Source organism: Flavobacterium circumlabens, from assembly GCF_004345565.1.
Classification (GTDB): domain Bacteria; phylum Bacteroidota; class Bacteroidia; order Flavobacteriales; family Flavobacteriaceae; genus Flavobacterium; species Flavobacterium circumlabens.
Window position 1 is genome coordinate 1,055,331 of record NZ_SLWA01000001.1, and the last position, 19,427, is coordinate 1,074,757.

The window sequence follows — 19,427 nt, forward strand, 5'->3', positions numbered from 1 at the left end:
TATTTGGTGATTAAAGGGTTAATCTTCTTTTTCAGATAGTTTACGCTCTAATTCTATTTGAAACTCTTCAATAACGGGTTTCATGGTGCTTTCAGGAATATCTGCGATTCTGATGTACATTAAGCCATCTATGGCATTATTAAACAAAGGATCGACGTTAAAAGCCACTACGCGTGCATTCTGCTTGATGTACTTTTTAATCAAAACAGGCAAACGTAAATTTCCCGGCTCTAATTCGTCAATAATTTTATCAAATTTATTCAGATCAGATTCGGCTTCGTCAAAAATAAAGTCTTTGTCTGCATCTTTCAGTTTTACTTTGTATGCTTTTTTAGGGTGGATGTACTGTGCAATATAAGGATCGTAATAGTTGGATTTCATAAACTCAATCATCAAAGATTTTGAGAAATCAGAAAACTGATTGCTGATACTTACGCCGCCCAACAGATATTTGTGTTCCGGATAACGAAGGGTAGTGTGAATAATTCCCTTCCACAACAAGAATAAAGGCATTGGTTTTTGCTGGTAATCCTTGATGATAAAAGCACGTCCCATTTCGATCGATTTATGCATCATATCGTGTAATTCAGGCTCAAATCGGAACAGATCATTCAGATAGAAACCTTCAATTCCAAATTTCGGATAAATCTCAGAACCCAATCCCATACGGTAGGCACCTGCGATTTTTTTGGTTTCATCATCCCATAAAAACATATGGTGATAATATTGATCGAATTTGTCTAAATCTATAGATTCATTTGTTCCTTCGCCCACTTCACGGAAAGTGATTTCCCGTAAACGGCCAATCTCATGCAGAATATTCGGAACCGCTTTGGCTCTTGCAAAAAAGACTTCGTAGTTTTTACTTTGTAATAAACGGCAATCGCTGTTTCTCAATGCATTTACTTCGTCAATCATTGCTGACTCACTTGCCGGAGTAACGATTTTTTTGGGTGCTTTCGGGATTTTTAAACTTGCCGTGTCAAGCAGTTTGCTGTCCTTTTCAAAAGGATTGGCAAGCATATAGGTTTTCTTTCTTAAAAATTCAGAGTATTCTTCAAACGATTCAATTTCGTTTTGCTCGTTTACAGAGATCGGTTTCCCAATACGAACTTTTATAACGCGGTCTCTTTGCGTGAGCAATTCAGACGGTAATTTTGCGGTACGTAAAGTATCGTCAATTTTAGAAAGCCAGTAAAATAATCTGCTGTTTTTAGCATGAAAATAAATGGGAACAACTGGAACTTTTGCTTTTCTGATTAATTTCAGGGCTCCTTCTTCCCAGGGTTTATCAACGACTAATTTTCCATCCTTATAAGTTGAAACTTCACCGGCAGGGAAAATTCCAAGAGGTTTCCCATCACTTAAGTGACGTAATGTTTCCTTAATTCCAACCACACTTGATTTGGCATCTTTGTGATTTTCAAAAGGATTCACCGGCATGATGTATTTTTTAAGCGGAACAATTCGGTGTAGTAAAAAGTTGGCAATAATCTTAAAATTAGGCTCTCTTTCAAGCATTAATTTCAATAATAAAATACCATCAATCCCTCCCAGAGGATGATTTGAAATGGTAATGTAGGCGCCATCTTTTGGTAAACGCTTTAAATCTTCTTCAGGAATTTCGAATTTAATTTCCATTTCATCCAAAATCCCGTTTAAAAACGGAACATCCTCTAAATGTTTATTATGGTCGTAAATCTTGTTCAGGGTAGATATCTTAAGAACCTTCATAAGCATCCAGCCTGAAAAAGTACCCAGTACTCCGTACTTGTCAACATTTATTGCCTTTGCAACTTCTTTCGCGGTAACTAAACCCATGTACTATTTTTAATTTATTAGAGCAGCGAACAAAGATAACAAAAAACTCTACTTTTTGCTGTTTCAAACACAAACTTTCCACTTTTTTATTACATTTGAAATCCTAAAAAAAAACTGTAATGAAAATTATTTCTTATAATGTAAACGGAATCAGAGCCGCAATTTCAAAAGGATTTATCGATTGGCTGCAACATGCCAATCCGGATGTTATTTGTCTTCAGGAAATAAAAGCCACCCAGGAGCAGATTCCCGTAGATGACATTACGGCAGCGGGTTATCCGTATCAGTACTACTACCCGGCAACAAAAAAAGGATATAGCGGTGTGGCAATTTTATCTAAAATAAAACCCAACAATGTCGTTTACGGAACCGGAATTCATCATATGGATTTTGAAGGACGTAACCTTCGTGCCGATTTTGACGACTGTTCTGTAATGAGTCTGTACCTTCCGTCCGGAACAAATATCGAAAGACTGGATCATAAATTTATGTTTATGGATGATTTTCAGACGTATGTCAATGAGCTGAAACTTACCATTCCAAATTTGGTAATTTGCGGAGATTACAATATTTGCCATGAAGCGATAGACATTCATGATCCGGTTCGTAATAAAACCGTTTCCGGGTTTTTGCCGTCAGAACGCGCGTGGTTAGATGGTTTTATGAAATCCGGTTTTATTGACAGTTTCCGCCATTTCAACAAAGAGGCACATCATTATTCCTGGTGGAGCTATCGCGCCGGAGCACGCGGAAATAACAAAGGATGGCGTATCGATTACAATCTGGTAAGCGATTCTTTGCAACACCGACTGAAACGCGCTGTTATTTTACCGGATGCCATTCATTCTGACCATTGTCCGGTTTTAGTCGAAATCGAGTAATTTTGGTATTGTTCTTGTTAAGAAAACAGCATCGTTAAATGCTCATACCAAGCTATTTCGCAGACAGGAAATTTTAAATTAGTAAACGCCTCAAATAAAAAGTAAATAAAATGATTAAAAAAGCCTCAATCGGATTGTTAGTTTTAGCTTTATCCACTACTTCTTGTGTTTCTAAGAAAATTTACAATGATCTTGAATCGAAATATTCAGATCTGAAAAAAGAAAACCGCTCTATTGCTGACGAAAATTCCGATTTAAAGAAATCAAAAAATCAATTGGAATTGGATCGTGATAAGTTAACCAAAGATCTGGCCAGCACAAAATCAGATCTTGAAAAACAAAAAGCCGATCTGGCTGCGGAACAGAAAAAGTACAAAGTGCTTCAGGATTCCTACAATGCTCTCGAAAAAAACAGCAACGATGCCCTGGAAAGCAACATGAATAAAAACCGTGAATTGCTGGCGCAATTAGAAGCAAAATCTAAAAAATTAGCCGAAGAGCAAGCACGTTTAGATAAGACAGCAAGTCGCTTAAACGAGCTGGAAGCTATGATTGCCGCCAAAGAAGCAGCCATGAAAAAACTGAAAGAAACCTTATCAAAAGCCTTAAATGGTTTTGAAGGAAAAGGTTTGACAGTGGAACAAAAAAATGGAAAAGTATATGTTTCCATGGAAAACAAATTGCTTTTCAATTCAGGAAGCTGGGCGGTTGGAACCGAAGGAAGAAAAGCAGTAGTCGAGTTAGGAAAAGTATTAGGAGATAATCCTGATCTTTCTGTTTTGATCGAAGGCCATACAGACGATGATCCGTACGCAGGTTCAGGACCAATTGCAAACAACTGGGATCTGTCTACCAAAAGAGCCACTGCCATTGTAAATATCCTAAGCGAAAACACTAAAATCAACAAACAAAAACTAACGGCAGCAGGGCGCAGTGAATTTTCACCACTGGCCAGCAACGAAACTCCGGAAGGAAAAGCCAAAAACCGCAGAATCGAGATTATATTAACGCCAAGATTAGATGAAATTGCGGAGATGTTGAATAGCATCAACTAAGGTTCTTTTTAGGAACAAAGGTTCAAAGGAACAAAGGCTCAGAGTTTTAACTTTGGGCCTTTTTTTATTTAAAAATATCGAAGAGCCTCACTCTTAAAATCTAACAGTTAGCTTTTAAGTTTTGTCATATTTTGTTTTGTGATTTCCTTTGTACCTTTGGGCCTCTGCAACTTTGTACCTTTTTATTTAAAACATCAGAATAGCCTTATTCTCCTTGAAGCAATACAGCGAACTTTGTAACTTTTTTAACTTTTGTCATATTTTCATTTGGTTATTCCCTTTGTACCTTTGAACCTCTGCAACTTTGAACCTTAAAACAAATGAAATACACAACGTTACCCAATACCGATATAAAAGTTAGTAAAATCAACCTTGGTACAATGACTTTTGGCCAGCAAAATACAGAAGCCGAAGGACATGCCCAAATGGATTATGCACTCGAAAGAGGCGTTAACTTTTTTGATACAGCCGAAATGTATTCGATTCCGGCACGTCAGGAAACGTACGGAAGTACAGAGAAGATCATTGGAACGTGGTTTAAAAAATCAGGAAATCGCGATAAAGTGGTTTTGGCATCCAAAATTGCGGGTCCGAACCCGAATTTCACCTACATGCGTGATAAAATAGATTTCTCTCCGGAAAGTATTAAATATGCTTTAGAAAACAGCTTAAAACGCCTTCAGACAGATTATATCGATTTGTATCAGATGCATTGGCCGGAAAGACCAACCAATTATTTCGGACAACGCAACTTCAAAGATCATGATGCCGTGTGGGAAGATAATTTCAGGGAAGTCTTGGAAACTTTTGATGGCTTAATCAAAGAAGGAAAAATAAAACATATTGGCGTTTCTAACGAAAATGCATGGGGAATCATGCGTTTCCTGGAAGAAAGCAAGTACCACAATCTTCCACGAATCAAAACAGTTCAAAATCCGTATAATTTATTAAATCGTCTTTTTGAAGTAGGTTCTTCCGAAGTTTCCAAATATGAGAACGTGGGATTATTGGCTTATTCTCCTTTAGCGTTTGGTGTTTTAACCGGTAAATTTTTAACCGGAGAAGCCCATCCAAAGGCAAGAATCAATCTTTTTCCGCAGTACACGCGTTACAATAGCGATCAATGTACGCAAGCGACAAGATTATATCAGGAAATCGCTCATAAACACGGATTAACCCTAACGGAACTTGCCATGGGATTTGTGTTGCAACAGCCCTTTTTGACAAGTGCCATTATTGGTGCGACCACTATGGAGCAATTAAAAGAAAACATCGATACGATAGATGTGTTTTTGTCAAAAGAAATTTTGACTGAAATTGCAGCCGTTCAGGCAATTATTCCTGATCCGGCTCCATAAGTACTGTTTTAAAATAAACAAGAATTCCACAAATTGTCACGGGTTAATCTGTGATAATTTGTGGAATTTTTACATTTAAGTAATTGCAGTAATTCGTGATAATCCGTGTTTACAAATCAAATTCATCTCCAATAGCTAAAGAATCAACCGGAACTGCTGTTGAATCCGGGGCTTTAATGCGTAGCAAAGAACGTGCATTTCCTGAAATATAAACCGGAGAAAGTCCGCCAATTGTATCTTCGGAAATTAAAACGCCACGACGTAACATTAAGTTGCTTAGGAATTTCTGATTTTTAACCGCGTAGTCTCTTAAATTTCCCTGATCGTTAAACTGATACATGAATTTTCTGGGTTTCGGAATAATCGTTGCCAGAAAGAGACATTCATTTAAACTCAATGCCGATGGGCTTTTCTGGAAATAAAAATGACTTGCTTCGCCAATTCCGTATACATTTGGTCCCCATTCGATAATATTGAAATACACTTCCAGCATTCGTTCTTTGCTTACAATTCGGTTGTTTTCTAAAATATAAACCAGTAAAATTTCTTCCAGTTTGCGCGAAACTGTTTTTTCGCGGGTCAGGAAAACATTTTTAATCAATTGCATGCTGATGGTGCTGGCACCGCGGGAGAATTTTTTGGTTCTGATGTTCTTTAAGATCGATTGCTTGAAAGCTTCATTAATAAAGCCACGATGCGAAAAGAAAGAAGGATCCTCTGTCGTCAGTACACATTTTCGCAAATAAGGTGAAATCTGATCCAGAGGGGTGTAATTCGGATTTGCATTTCCAACCAAAACAGGCCGCTGTAATACATTTTGAATGATCGCGCGATACACAAATTCTCCGTTCAGTTTGTTAAGATCGGCCTCGCCGTATTTTGTGATTCTTAAATCTTCTTTGTTTAGTTTACTGTCAAAAACAAGTGCATTTGGTTTGTTTTTATTGAATTTGAAATCCAGTTTGTAATCAAAATTTCCGGTAGCTTCCATTCCCTGGAAATGCGTAAACAATCCATCAGGCAGAGAAACGATAAAATCCTGCGCTTTCATCTTCGGAATGTCAACTTTTAAAGTGTAAACGGTATCTTTTTCAGTATTGTAAGAAACGTAAGGACGGACTTTTATTTTATTCAGCTGCATGGTTGAAGTGCTGTCGATCGAGATAAAATCATCTCCTAATAAAAAGCGGTAATCAAAACGTGCATTTTTAATCACAACATCTTTGCTGGCAATTTTCGGGTGGCTGATTTTTAAATTTGAAATAGAAGTATAGCCGTCAATATGCAATTCGCTGCCGTCTTTTTCGATATTTGCCACGTTGAGGCGTATCGAGTCAAAGCTGGCTTTCAGGTTGTAGCGCTCGTCCAGATACGGAACTTTTATGGCACCGGTATCCAGATTGAAAAAACGGATATCTGCTTTTTTGTTTCTCGGATCTGCAAATCCTTTTATGTTCCAGCGCTGATCGAAATCTTTGCTTTGGACATGAAGGCTCGTTTCGAGTTGCTTGTTGTTTAATACAAGCTTATTTACGGCAATAGACGTTTTTTTGCCGTTATCATCAATTCTGAAATTTAAATTCTCCAGCTTCATATCTGTCGGAACCAGATTCAGTAGTTTTGAAATAATGCGATAGGCAAAAGCAGCATATTTGCGTTTCTCATTTTTATCAGTGTCGGATTGATCTCTTTTTAAAAAAGCATCAAAATTGCGGATTTTTCCTTTTTTGACTAATTGAATATACCCGTTATTGACTTTTAATGTCCCAACCTGAACATCACCAATTAATAAATTGGACAGACTGATGCTGGTTTCAATTTTTTGAATATTAAAAAGAGTATCAGCATTTTTAGGAACCAAAATCACATCCGTCAGCCTGATCCCCGATAATCCGTCAAACGTAGCCGATTTTACAGAAAAAGTACTGTTGTATTCGACATTCATTTTGTGCGTTACTTTAGCAATTGCCTGTTTTAGCAGTGAATCGCGAAAAAAGTAAAATCCTGAAAAAAGCACTGCTAATACCAGGGCAAGTATTAAGAGTGCTTTTATTATTTTTTGTTTGGGGAATTTCATAAAGTAGGTTTTATAAAAAATTAACCAAAAAGAATACTGGCTACATCTTCGATTTTAGCCACCAGTTCAATTTTGATTCCTGCGTTTTTTAAAGCAATTTTATTGTACTTGGAAACAAATATAGTGTTGAATCCTAATTTTTCGGCTTCCTGAATTCTTTGGTCCACCCGGTTTACCGGGCGAATTTCTCCTGACAAACCCACTTCACCTGCAAAGCAGAAACCTTTGGTGACCGGAATGTCCTCGTTGGAAGATAAAATGGCAGCCACAACGGCTAAGTCTATAGCAGGATCGTCAACAGAAATTCCACCGGTTACATTTAGAAAAACGTCTTTTGCGCCTAAACGAAATCCGGCTCTTTTTTCTAAAACGGCCAGAATCATGTTAAGTCTTTTAGCGTTGTAACCTGTTGTGCTTCGCTGTGGGGTTCCGTAAACAGCGGTACTTACAAGCGATTGGATTTCGATCATCAGCGGACGCATGCCTTCCATAGTGGTGGCAATAGCAGTTCCCGACATTTCTTCGTCTTTGTGCGATATTAAAATTTCCGACGGATTACTTACTTCCCGCAAACCGCTTCCCAGCATTTCGTAAATTCCCAGCTCGGCAGTTGATCCGAAACGGTTTTTTAACGCACGTAAGATTCGGTAGACATGATTTCGGTCGCCTTCAAACTGTAAAACGGTATCGACCATATGTTCCAGGATTTTTGGTCCGGCAATGTTTCCGTCTTTCGTAATATGTCCGATTAAGATCACCGGGATATTGGTTTCTTTGGCAAACTTGATGAGCTCAGCGGTAGTTTCCCGAATCTGCGAAATACTTCCGGCAGTGGACTCGATATAATCCGTATGCAAAGTCTGAATAGAGTCAATAATTACAATTTCAGGCTCAATAGCTTCAATTTGTTTGAATATATTTTGCGTTTTTGTTTCGGTCAGGATATAACAATTGTCGCTGTTGGGAGTAATTCTTTCGGCGCGCATTTTTATTTGTTTCTGACTTTCTTCACCGGAAACATAAAGCGTTTTATAAGGTAATTTTAAGGAGATTTGCAGTAAAAGGGTACTTTTCCCAATTCCGGGTTCTCCGCCCAGAAGGATTAATGAGCCGGGAACAATTCCGCCACCCAGAACACGATTCAATTCGCCGTCAGTAGTATCCATTCGAATTTCCTGAGTCGAGTCAATTTCGTTAATTTTTAACGGACGCGGAGCTTTGCCGCCTGAACTGGGTTCGCTTTTCCAGGCCACTTTTTCCTGTTTCTGGATAATTTCTTCAGCAATAGTGTTCCATTCTTTGCAGGCATTGCATTGTCCCTGCCATTTGGCATACTGAGTTCCGCAATTCTGACAAAAAAAAGAAGTTTTAACTTTCGACATTATTTAGTTGTTTTTGAAAGCGTATTCATCTCGTCGATTTTCTCGTACATTACATCTTTATTCAAATCTCCGATTGGCTCCATCTGAGAAGCATTTTGGTATTTTTTAGAAGCTCTTTTCGGATCGCCCATTTTTTCATACATCAATCCCAGTTCATATTCGCCCAACATGGCTTTCGGATAATTTACATTTCCGATTTCGGCCATTTTACCCAATTCATCATAGGCATTCTTTTTTAGAATAAGTGTTTCTATGATTTTGAAATCGCTCATTCTTACCGGAATCTGAACTCCCAGAACTTTAGACATTACATTGTACTTATTCTCCAGATAATCAGCGTAACCTGTTTCAAGAATAGCAATTTTGTTGTTGTATTCAGCAGAATCTATAGGTCTGTAGACTTCAAATATTTGATATAAAGCGCTCGGGATTGCGTGTAAAACCTCTGTATAATGTGTTGTGCCTTTAAATAAATCGTATTTATAATTCACTAGCGGATTATTGGCAATTTTAATATTACTGTCTAACTTTTCGATAGGTTCCTTGATTTTTTTATTGTCTCCGTCTGCTGCAGATAGGTAGTAAAATAAGGGTTCCGTTACTTTAGCAAATTTTTCAGGGATTCGAACTTCCATTTTATTGGCAAGTTCCGGACTAAAAGCAATGTAAGCATTAAAAAGAGGCTGTTCCTTATAGAGATAAAAATTGATAAAACTTGCCGTTACATCATGCCCGGCAATAATTCGGAAAGGGGATGTACGATATTTTTTTTCGATGTACGGAACCAGTTCGGCACCGACAAATTCAAAAAAATCAGCTCCTTTTTCAAAGGGAAGTCCGGTGTTTTGGTCAATTGTGGTATCGTCTTCGCGTTCGTCATTTTTATTTTGATGAATACCAATTATAATCACTTCGGGTAAATCTCCCCAATAGGAACCATAACTTAATGCTCCGGAGAAGGGATCAAATAAATAATCGCCATCTAACAGATATAAAACCGGATATTTTTTTTCAGGATTGGCTTCGTAAGAGGCAGGAAGTCCAATAGTTATTCTTCTTTCCTCTCCTAGTTTTTCGGATGTAATGTTGTCAAATTTTTTCTGTGAAAAAACAGAAACAGAAATTAAAGTAAGTAATAAGTAAACTTTTTTCATGATTTGGGATATTTCAGTGATTTAAAAGTATTGAAATAGTGTAGCAATATAACACTTTATTTGCTTTTTTATTATTTTGGGATTCTAAAAATAGCAATACAGTATTTTGCTTAAAGTTTACTTTGACAAAGGGCAAAAGAAGTCTTCACTGGCAAAAATAATTTTGTCAATCGCTGAAGAAATAAGGTGTAAAAGAAAAATTTAGGTTAACGAATTGTCGTTTTCATTAGGGAAAATGATCCATGGCTTGAAGGTTTTGGCCTCTTCAAATTCCAGGGTTGCATAGGATATAATGATAATAATATCGTCTTTTTGAACTTTTCTTGCTGCAGGGCCATTCAGGGTAATTTCTCCTGAATTTTTTTCTCCTTTAATAGCATAAGTTTCAAAGCGCTCGCCATTATTAATGTTCACAATAGCTACTTTCTCTCCTTCAATAATGTTTGAAGCTTCCAGTAATGTTTCGTCAATAGTAATACTGCCAATATAATTTAAATCGGCTCCCGTTACTTTTACACGATGAATTTTTGATTTTATAACTTGAATTTGCATGGTGCAAAGGTAAATTAATTTAATGAAATGGTATCAATGAGTCTTATAGAATTAACAAATACCGCTATAAATGCACGGTACTTTTTGTCTTTACTTTTATGATCGACAGATAATAATGTGGATTCATCAGCAATGACAAAATATTCTAATTCAAATCTTTCATTGTTTTTGAAAGAATTTTCAACAAATTCTATTGTTTCCTGCGGCGTACTGGTCTGGAATATTTCCTTTGCTTTTGTTAACGTTTTATAAATGATGGCCGCTTCTTTTCTTTCCTCAGCAGTTAAGCGCTCATTACGGGAACTCATCGCCAGTTGATTTTCTTCTCTGAAAATAGGGCAGCCTATGACATTAACAGGCATATGGTTCTTTTCGACCATTTTTTTGACAATTTGCAATTGCTGGAAATCTTTCTCTCCAAAATAGGCATTTGTCGGAGTTACAATTTCAAATAAACGTTTTACAATTGTCCCGACACCATTAAAATGTCCGGGTCTGAATTTTCCTTCCATTTGATTTTCTAATCCGTCGAAATCAAAATTCTGGGAAACAGTATTTCCTTCATATATATCTTCTACAGAGGGTGCATATAAAATCATTTTGTCGCTCAGAACGCGCATTTTCTTGATGTCTTCTTCAATGGTTCTGGGATATTTTGCCAGGTCTTCAGGGTTGTTAAACTGAGTAGGATTGACGAAAATACTCACTACGGTATCGTCGTTTTCTTTAAGGGATCTTTGCATTAAAGCCAGATGCCCTTGGTGTAAAGCGCCCATTGTTGGTACAAACCCGATGGTCGAATTTGTGGTTTTGATAGTTTTCAAATAAGCTATCAAAGCTACTTTACCGTAGAAAATATGCATGGCGGTATTATTAAAATTTAGTGCAAACATAATATATTAGTTAATAACTGCATAAATTTTTGTAATTTTGCAACGTTTTTATTACCAAAAATTAAGTAAAATACTATTATGAAAGATAAGAGGATATTATATGTATCATCTGAAGTCGTGCCTTATTTGGCTGAAAATGAGGTTTCCTTAATGTCTTATGACGTTCCGAAAATGATTAATGATCAGGGAGGACAGATAAGAATTTTCATGCCAAGATATGGGAATATCAACGAAAGAAGACATCAGCTCCACGAAGTAATTAGACTTTCAGGAATGAATTTGGTAGTGAATGATTTAGATATGCCATTGATTATTAAGGTAGCTTCAATTCCGAAAGAAAGAATTCAGGTATATTTTATCGATAATGATGAATATTTTAAACGTAAGGCAACTTTTGCCGACGAAGAAGGGGTTTTGTATTCTGACAACGACGAGAGAGCTATCTTTTTTGCTAAAGGAGTTGTAGAAACAGTAAAAAAACTCAATTGGGTTCCTGATATTATTCACGTTCATGGGTGGTTAGCAGCTATGCTTCCGATTTACATGAAGCATTATTACAAAAATGAAGCTTTGTTTTCTGAAACCAAAATTGTGACCTCTGTTTACGGTCAGTCTTTTGATGAAAATCTGGATTTAGAAATGATTAATAAAGTGAAGTTTGATGGTGTTCCGCATGACGCTATAGCGGATTTGGAAGTGCCAAATTACGAAAACGTGCTAAAGGCGAGCATCTTGCATTCTGATGCCGTAATTATCGCATCACCAAACGTATCTTCAAGTTTAACAAAATTTATAGAATCTTCAGGAAAACCTTTTTTACCTTTCGCCACGAAAGATGCATTCGCAGAAGCGTATACAAATTTCTACAAAAGTATGGGTCTTTAAATTTTAACATTATTATAAAACATGTATAATACTTCTTTTTTTAAGAAAATTCTATTAATAGCAACGGTTGTTCTTTTATATTCTTGTGACAAAGATTTTAACGCCATTGGTGATAATTTGATTGGTGATGACCATTTCGGATTAGAACCTGAGAAATATGATGTTGTGGCTTACGATCAGGAAATTTCCCCAATTCAGTCAAACGGATTGGTAAATAATGCTTTGGGTATTTATGATGATAAGGTTTTTGGAGCCAGAACCGCAAGTTTTGCTACTCAGGTTTCACTTGAAAGTTACGCCCCGTCTATTGGTGCGGAACCGCAAATAGTAAGTGTTCAGCTTACTATACCTTATTTTAGTCATGCCATAAGTACAAATGATAAGGGAGATACTACATATGTATTGGATTCTATTTACGGAAAGCCTGAAGATAAGCTTATTAAATTGAGTGTTTATGAATCGGGAGTTCAGATGCGATCTTCTTATTTTGATAATGGGTCTCAGTTTCCGCAGTTATATTATACGAATCAAAATGCCGATTTTGACAAATTTAAAATAGAAAACCCAACGCCGGATGGTGGTATTAAACGTTTGAATAATAGTAAGAATGTTAAAGCAGAGAATGATGAGTTTTATTTTAACCCAACGGAACTTAAGGATGTAACTAAAGATGAAAAGACGGGTGTTGAAACGACAACCCGATTTGCTCCGCAAATGCGTTTAAATCTGGATAAGACGTTTTTTCAAACTAAAATATTAAATGCGTCTGCTTCAGTGCTTTCTGCAAGCGATGTTTTTCAGCAATATTTTAAAGGGTTGTATTTTAAGGTCGAAAAATCAGGATCCAGTGCAGGTAATATGGCTTTAATGGATTTTTCTAAAGGTAAGATTACCATAAAATATACAGCTAAAACTGATATTACAACCGATGCAGAGACAGTAAGAGAGGATAGGTCTTTAGTGATTAACCTAACAGGTACAACGGCCAGTTTACTGGATGATGTTAAGACACCTGCCTATCAAACTGCGCTTACAGATCAAAATAAAACAGATGGTGATGAGTCTCTTTATTTGAAAGGCGGTCAGGGATCACTTGCTGTTATTGAGCTTAATGCTTTTGGTTCGAAACTGACAGAAATCAGAAATAATAAATGGCTGGTTAATGAGGCTAATTTAGTTTTTCATATTGATACCGATAAAATGGCCGGCGTTTACGAATCTAAGAGGGTTTATTTGTATGATTTAACCAATAATGTTCCTGTTTTAGATTATTTGACAGATGGAACCGGTAGTGGAGCGGCACTTGGAAAAGTGATTTATAGCGGTATAATTAATATCGACGCTACAAGTAAAAGAGGTACAACTTATAAAATTAGATTAACAGATCATATTCGAAATATTATAAAAACCACTACAGCAGTTAATGTTAAATTAGGTTTAGTTGTTTCAGGAGATATAAACACGGTGGCTTCAAATAAATTACAATTGAAAAACACCGTTATTACAGATGCACCAAGAGCATCAGTTTTGAGTCCGTTAGGAACCATATTATTTGGAGGGAAATCTACAGTTCCGGAAAATAAAAGACTGAAGCTTGAAGTTTACTACACGAAACCAAATTAATAAATATATATGTGTGGAATTGTTGGATATATAGGTCACAGAGAGGCTTATCCCATTATTATAAAGGGATTAAAGCGTCTTGAATACAGAGGATATGATAGTGCGGGTGTCATGTTATATGATACAGAATCAGGTATAAAACTTTGTAAGACAAAAGGAAAAGTTTCAGATCTTGAAGCTAAGGCAGATAATGATTTAACTATAAATGGATCTATAGGGATTGGTCATACACGTTGGGCAACTCACGGGGTTCCGAATGATGTGAATTCTCATCCTCATCTTTCGAATTCGGGAGAACTGGTAATTATTCATAATGGAATTATTGAAAATTATGCTCCTCTTAAAGAAGAGTTGATTAAAAGAGGATATACTTTTAAATCTGATACAGATACAGAAGTACTGATAAATTTAATCGAAGAAGTTCAAAAGAAAGAAGGAATTAAGTTAGGTAAAGCAGTTCAGATTGCTTTAAATCAGGTTGTAGGCGCATACGCAATTGCAGTATTCGATAAGAAAAATCCAAATGAAATTGTTGCTGCAAGATTAGGCAGCCCTTTGGCTATTGGTGTTGGAGAAGGAGAATTTTTTATTGCTTCTGATGCTTCGCCTTTTATTGAATATACTTCAAATGCTATTTACCTGGAAGATGGTGAGATGGCAAATATCAGATTGCACAAGCCTCTTAAAGTTAGAAAAATAAAAGATGATTCTTTGGTAGACCCTTATATTCAGGAACTTCAAATGAATTTGGAGCAAATCGAAAAAGGGGGTTATGATCATTTTATGCTTAAAGAAATATATGAGCAGCCAAGTGTAATTAAGGATACTTACAGAGGAAGACTTAATGCCAATAAAGGAATTGTTCAGATGGCCGGTGTTGAGGATAATATTGAAAAATTCCTGAATGCTAAACGGATTCTGATTGTTGCCTGTGGAACTTCATGGCATGCAGGTTTGGTAGCTGAATATGTTTTTGAAGAGTTTACACGTATTCCGGTAGAAGTAGAATACGCGTCTGAATTCAGGTACCGTAATCCAATTATAAATAAAGATGATATAGTTATTGCTATTTCTCAATCCGGAGAAACAGCCGATACTATGGCAGCTATTAAATTGGCAAAAGAAAATGGAGCCTTTGTATTTGGAGTTTGTAATGTCGTGGGTTCTTCTATTTCAAGAGAAAGTCATGCAGGTGCTTACACCCATGCAGGTCCTGAAATTGGGGTAGCTTCAACAAAAGCATTTACAACACAAATTACAGTCTTAACAATGATCGCTTTGAGATTAGGTAAGGCTAAGGGGACATTATCAAATACAGATTATCACACATACTTGCAAGAATTAGAAATAATTCCTGAAAAAGTAGCTGAGGCACTGGAAACAAATGACAGAGCAAAAGAAATCGCTGCGGCCTTTAAAGATGCTCCAAACTGTTTGTATTTAGGACGTGGTTATAATTTCCCGGTTGCTCTTGAAGGGGCGCTGAAACTTAAAGAGATCTCTTATATTCATGCTGAAGGATATCCTGCAGCTGAAATGAAACACGGGCCGATTGCTCTTATTGATGAACACATGCCGGTTATTGTTATTGCACCTAAACAAGGTCATTATGATAAAATTGTAAGTAACATTCAGGAGATAAAATCAAGAAGCGGTAAAATTATCGCTGTTGTGACCAAAGGCGATACTCAGGTTAGAGAATTAGCCGATTATGTAATTGAGATCCCGGAGACCTCAGATGCATTGTCACCGTTAATTACAACTATACCTTTACAGTTGCTTTCTTATCACATAGCTGTCATGAGAGGTTGTAATGTAGATCAGCCACGTAATTTGGCGAAATCGGTTACTGTAGAATAACATACTTAAAATATAATAGTTTTAGAAAAAGCGAGATTTAGTCTCGCTTTTTTTATGACCGTTTTTTTTGTTAACATTTTTCTTGTAAGGATTCATTTAATGGTTAATTTCGCCGCTTAAAACAATAAATTGTAAAAAGATGAAAGGAATGATTACGGCATTATTTTTAGTAATGACTATAGCTGGTTTTTCTCAGCAATTAACCTATAGAAGTGGTGGAACTGTTTATGAAGGAGAGAACAAATTATCATCCGATCAGGTGAGATCCGTTTTGAATAGTAACAGGGAAGCATTATCTCTTTACAATGCCGGGCGAAACAAAAAAACATGGGGGAATGTCCTTTTTTATGGTGGAACCAGTCTTGTGATTGCCAATTTGATTGTCGGTTTAACCAAAGATGACACTACAGTCACCTATCCCGGAAACGGATACAATCCTTCGATTCAGTCTAAGCCAACCAGTTTTACAGCTGCAATTATTGGAGGTGCAATGATTATCGCCTCGATTCCAATTAAAATTGGTTATCCAAAAAAGATTAAATCAGCTATTGCGAAATATAATGACGGTTTGGCGGAACAATATAAACCGGGGCCTAAAACCACTTTGGTGGCAAGTGCCAATCAAATTGGTCTTAAAATTGAATTTTAAGCTAATTTATTAGTCTTTAATGATTTATCCAAAAGAGTAATTATTAGTATTATATATTGCCTCCAATAAGGAAATAGGTGAGTTGCAGCGAATGTTAAAAAAGTGAGATTTAGGTCTCGCTTTTTTTTATTATCAGATTTTTTTTCTTAGGCCTGTATTTTTAGTAAATCCGCAATTTTTCCTTCAAAAATAATATGTATGCATAGTAATTGAGATAGGGAAGGTTTGATATTTGATTTTAATTTAATAAAACTCATTGAGGAATAGTTAAAATATAACTTAAAAACTTGGTAAATATGAATTTTATTTAACGTTTTTTTATACATATTAAAATTATTTGTATTTTGGTAGGATAAACTAACAAAAAAACCAACCAAATGAGAGTCTATTTGCTAATTATGTTGTTTTTCTGCGGAATTTCCTTTGCGCAGAATACAATTACTGGTTCTGTTACCGATAGTAACAAACAATCTATTCCAGGTGCCAATGTTAATGTTGTCGGAAGTTCCACCGGAGCTTCTACTGATTTTGACGGTACTTTTAAACTAAGCACATCTGCCAAACCGCCTTTTGCTATTAAAGTATCGGCTGTGGGTTTTGAAACAAAAACGATTAATGTTACATCGTTAAATCAAAATCTGGATGTTGTCTTAAAAAGTGAAGAAACTAAATTAGATGAAATTGTCGTTTCGGCATCCAGAACTCCTGAACGAGTACTGGAATCTCCGGTTACTATTGAAAGAATGGGAATTCAGGATATTAAAAAGACCGCTTCACCTACTTTTTATGATGGTTTGGAAAACCTGAAAGAGGTACAGATGAATACCAGTAGTATGTCTTTTAAATCAATCAATACAAGAGGTTTTGCTACCGTAGCCAATACTCGTTTTATGCAATTGGTTGATGGAATGGATAATTCGTCTCCACTTCTGAATTTTGTTTTAGGAAACTTGATTGGTGTTTCGGAAATAGATGTTCAAAGTGTTGAGTTGCTGCCAGGTGCATCTTCTGCTTTGTATGGGGCGAATGCTTTTAACGGAATTTTATTTATGAATAGTAAAAGTCCATTCATTTATCAGGGTGTATCTGCTTATTTTAAATATGGAGTGACGTCGCAAGAAGCTGCAGGTACCAATAATTACTATGATTTAGGGGTGAGATTTTCGCATGCTTTTAATAAGTATTTTGCGGCTAAAGCAAACTTTACGTATATGCAGGCTACAGATTGGTATGCCACAAATTATAATGACAAAACAATTAGCGGAATCGATAGAAGTAATATCAATTACGATGGAATAAATGTATATGGAGATGAAGTTTCGACAAATATAAAAGGAGTTGGTCAGTCTCTGGCTACTTTAGGTTTGATTCCTGCTGCTGCTGTAAATTTATTGCCTAATACCAATGTCAGCAGAACAGGTTATAATGAAGTTGATCTTACCAATAACAAAGCAGGAAATACTAAAATTGATTTTTCATTGCATGGAAGACCTTTTGGTGATGAAAGATTAGAAATTATCTGGCAAAGTAAATTCGGTACCGGAAATGCTGTTTACCAGGGAGCCAACAGATATTATTTAAATGACTTTTTTATGCAGCAGCATAAAATAGAACTTAAAGGAAAGAATTTTTTCGTGAGAGGATATACCACTTCAGAAGACGGCGGACATTCTTATGATATGGTTTTTACAGGGATCAATGTCAATAGAAAATGGAAAGACGATAAAACCTGGTTTGGTCAATATGCTGGAGCCTATGTTCAGTCTACTTTAGCCGGAATGACGCCGGAAAATGCTCATGCTGCCGCGAGAGCAACGGCAGATACGGGTCGGTTTTTACCTGGAACAATGGCTTTTAAAAATGCTTTCAGTCAGGTAATTGCTGATGAAAGTGTGCTAACAGGTTCAAAGCTGGTTGATAATTCGAGAATCTATCATTCAGATGCAAATTATAATTTTAAAGACATCATAAAATTTGCTGAAATTCAGGTAGGGGGATCTTTTAGATTGTATGAGTTAAATTCTCACGGCAGAATCTATACTGATGCCGATGGTCCTATTAATTATAATGAATATGGAGCCTATACGCAATTGGCGAAAAAATTTATGGACGAAAGACTGAAGTTTACCGGGTCTATTCGTTATGATAAATCAAAAAATTTCGATGGAAATTTTTCTCCTAGATTATCTCTTGTTTATTCTGCAGGAGAAAGAAAGAATCATAATTTCAGAGGTTCGTTCCAAACTGGTTTTAGAAACCCATCCACTCAGGATCAATATATAGGATTTAATGTAGGGAGTGCTGTATTGTTAGGTTCTGCACCTGATAACTTAGCACGCTACAGAGAGACATTGCCTGTTTCTACAGCTGCCGGTCAGGGTTTTGCAGGCGGTACAACAGTGGTAATGGACGGTTTAAAAGCCTATGGTAATTCATATACGGCAAGTTCCGTGAATGCTTTTAGTGCATTGGCAGGAAGTAACCCTGTGGCCGGTGCTGCATTGCTTAAAAAGACCAACGTAAATTATGTGAAACCGGAAGAGGTTAAGGCATTTGAACTTGGGTACCGTTCTTTTGTTAAAGATGTTTCTATAGATCTTAACGCTTATTACAATGTATATAATAATTTTATTGGTAATCTGAATGTAGTTGCGCCGTATTACGGTACAGCACAAGATGCGCCTAGTCCAACAAATGCTGGTGCGACAACATTGCATGCACTTCAAAACGGAAATTACAGAGCCTATCAGTTGTACACCAATACAGATGTTGAAATTAAATCATTTGGATTCGGAGCAGGTCTCTCTAAGAAAATAATTGCAAATTTTGAATTAGGAGTAAATTATAATTACGCTCAATTTGATTTTGATAAAGCAAAAGACCCAAGTTTTGAAGCTGGATTTAATACACCAAAACACAGAGTTAAGGTGTCTCTTGGTAATGAGAGATTATTTGAAAATTTCGGATTTAATATTAGCGGAAGATGGAATAGTGAATATACTTGGGAATCAAGTTTTGCTGATGGTATAATTGAGTCAGCTACGGTAATCGATGCCCAGATCAATTATGGAATTCCAAAATTAAAATCAGTTTTTAAATTAGGAGCTTCAAACATTGGAGGAAAAGAATATGCTCAGGTAATTGGTGCCGGATTAATTGGTCAGCAATATTTTGCTTCCTGGACAATCAATCCTTAATCGAACGATTTTAAATAAAACAATTACATTATTTACTTTT

14 protein-coding genes are annotated in these 19,427 nt (G+C 36.3%); 8 read left to right on the forward strand and 6 right to left on the reverse strand.

Translation table 11 applies throughout. The features are described from left to right. Nucleotides 1-18: 18 nt before the first annotated feature. Entirely contained in the window at nucleotides 19-1,821 is a 1,803-nt protein-coding gene (locus tag EV142_RS04500) for a GNAT family N-acyltransferase (RefSeq protein WP_132033105.1), read from the reverse strand. A gap of 119 nt (nucleotides 1,822-1,940) precedes the next feature. Here EV142_RS04500 and EV142_RS04505 point away from each other — a divergent pair, with 119 nt between their 5' ends. The 3 genes from EV142_RS04505 to EV142_RS04515 all read left to right on the forward strand — a co-directional run bounded on the left by EV142_RS04505 (nucleotide 1,941) and on the right by EV142_RS04515 (nucleotide 5,115). Then, nucleotides 1,941-2,702, forward strand: a complete 762-nt coding sequence (locus tag EV142_RS04505; RefSeq protein ID WP_132033107.1) for an exodeoxyribonuclease III — start codon at nucleotides 1,941-1,943, stop codon at nucleotides 2,700-2,702. A 110-nt stretch (nucleotides 2,703-2,812) separates the two neighbouring features. Next, nucleotides 2,813-3,757 (forward strand): OmpA family protein, encoded by a 945-nt coding sequence (locus tag EV142_RS04510; RefSeq protein ID WP_132033109.1) that lies wholly within the window; start codon nucleotides 2,813-2,815, stop codon nucleotides 3,755-3,757. A gap of 320 nt (nucleotides 3,758-4,077) precedes the next feature. Further along, nucleotides 4,078-5,115, forward strand: a complete 1,038-nt coding sequence (locus EV142_RS04515; RefSeq protein ID WP_132033111.1) for an NADP(H)-dependent aldo-keto reductase — start codon at nucleotides 4,078-4,080, stop codon at nucleotides 5,113-5,115. A 109-nt stretch (nucleotides 5,116-5,224) separates the two neighbouring features. Here EV142_RS04515 and EV142_RS04520 read toward each other — a convergent pair whose 3' ends face one another. The 5 genes from EV142_RS04520 to panC all read right to left on the reverse strand — a co-directional run bounded on the left by EV142_RS04520 (nucleotide 5,225) and on the right by panC (nucleotide 11,173). Further along, nucleotides 5,225-7,192 (reverse strand): transglycosylase domain-containing protein, encoded by a 1,968-nt coding sequence (locus tag EV142_RS04520; protein WP_132033113.1) that lies wholly within the window; start codon nucleotides 7,190-7,192, stop codon nucleotides 5,225-5,227. A gap of 20 nt (nucleotides 7,193-7,212) precedes the next feature. Next, complete coding sequence (radA, locus tag EV142_RS04525) at nucleotides 7,213-8,574, reverse strand: DNA repair protein RadA (protein WP_132033115.1); 1,362 nt, start codon at nucleotides 8,572-8,574, stop codon at nucleotides 7,213-7,215. Continuing rightward, nucleotides 8,574-9,728, reverse strand: coding sequence for an alpha/beta hydrolase (locus EV142_RS04530; protein ID WP_132033117.1), 1,155 nt, complete (start codon nucleotides 9,726-9,728; stop codon nucleotides 8,574-8,576). Before EV142_RS04530 ends, radA begins: the two co-directional genes overlap by 1 nt. 201 nt (nucleotides 9,729-9,929) lie before the next feature. Then, nucleotides 9,930-10,280 (reverse strand): aspartate 1-decarboxylase, encoded by a 351-nt coding sequence (gene panD, locus EV142_RS04535; protein ID WP_017495920.1) that lies wholly within the window; start codon nucleotides 10,278-10,280, stop codon nucleotides 9,930-9,932. A gap of 14 nt (nucleotides 10,281-10,294) precedes the next feature. Beyond that, nucleotides 10,295-11,173, reverse strand: coding sequence for a pantoate--beta-alanine ligase (gene panC / locus EV142_RS04540; protein WP_132033119.1), 879 nt, complete (start codon nucleotides 11,171-11,173; stop codon nucleotides 10,295-10,297). A 78-nt stretch (nucleotides 11,174-11,251) separates the two neighbouring features. On the opposite strand from panC, the gene EV142_RS04545 reads away from it, so the two are divergent. From EV142_RS04545 to EV142_RS04565, 5 genes are all read left to right on the forward strand, one after another. Next, on the forward strand, nucleotides 11,252-12,058 hold the full coding sequence (locus tag EV142_RS04545; RefSeq protein WP_132033121.1) for a glycogen/starch synthase: 807 nt from the start codon (nucleotides 11,252-11,254) through the stop codon (nucleotides 12,056-12,058). 21 nt (nucleotides 12,059-12,079) lie between these two features. After that, nucleotides 12,080-13,681 carry a DUF4270 domain-containing protein gene (locus EV142_RS04550; protein WP_132033123.1) on the forward strand — a complete coding sequence of 534 codons (1,602 nt, stop codon included), beginning with the start codon at nucleotides 12,080-12,082 and terminating at the stop codon, nucleotides 13,679-13,681. Nucleotides 13,682-13,690: 9 nt separating this feature from the next. Then, complete coding sequence (gene glmS / locus EV142_RS04555) at nucleotides 13,691-15,541, forward strand: glutamine--fructose-6-phosphate transaminase (isomerizing) (RefSeq protein ID WP_132033125.1); 1,851 nt, start codon at nucleotides 13,691-13,693, stop codon at nucleotides 15,539-15,541. A 148-nt stretch (nucleotides 15,542-15,689) separates the two neighbouring features. Continuing rightward, nucleotides 15,690-16,190, forward strand: a complete 501-nt coding sequence (locus EV142_RS04560; RefSeq protein ID WP_238698780.1) for a hypothetical protein — start codon at nucleotides 15,690-15,692, stop codon at nucleotides 16,188-16,190. Between the two features lie 377 nt (nucleotides 16,191-16,567). Next, the gene (locus tag EV142_RS04565) at nucleotides 16,568-19,387 is read left to right on the forward strand and encodes a TonB-dependent receptor (RefSeq protein ID WP_132033129.1); all 2,820 of its coding nucleotides are present in this window, start codon (nucleotides 16,568-16,570) and stop codon (nucleotides 19,385-19,387) included. The last annotated feature ends 40 nt before the right edge of the window (nucleotides 19,388-19,427 follow it).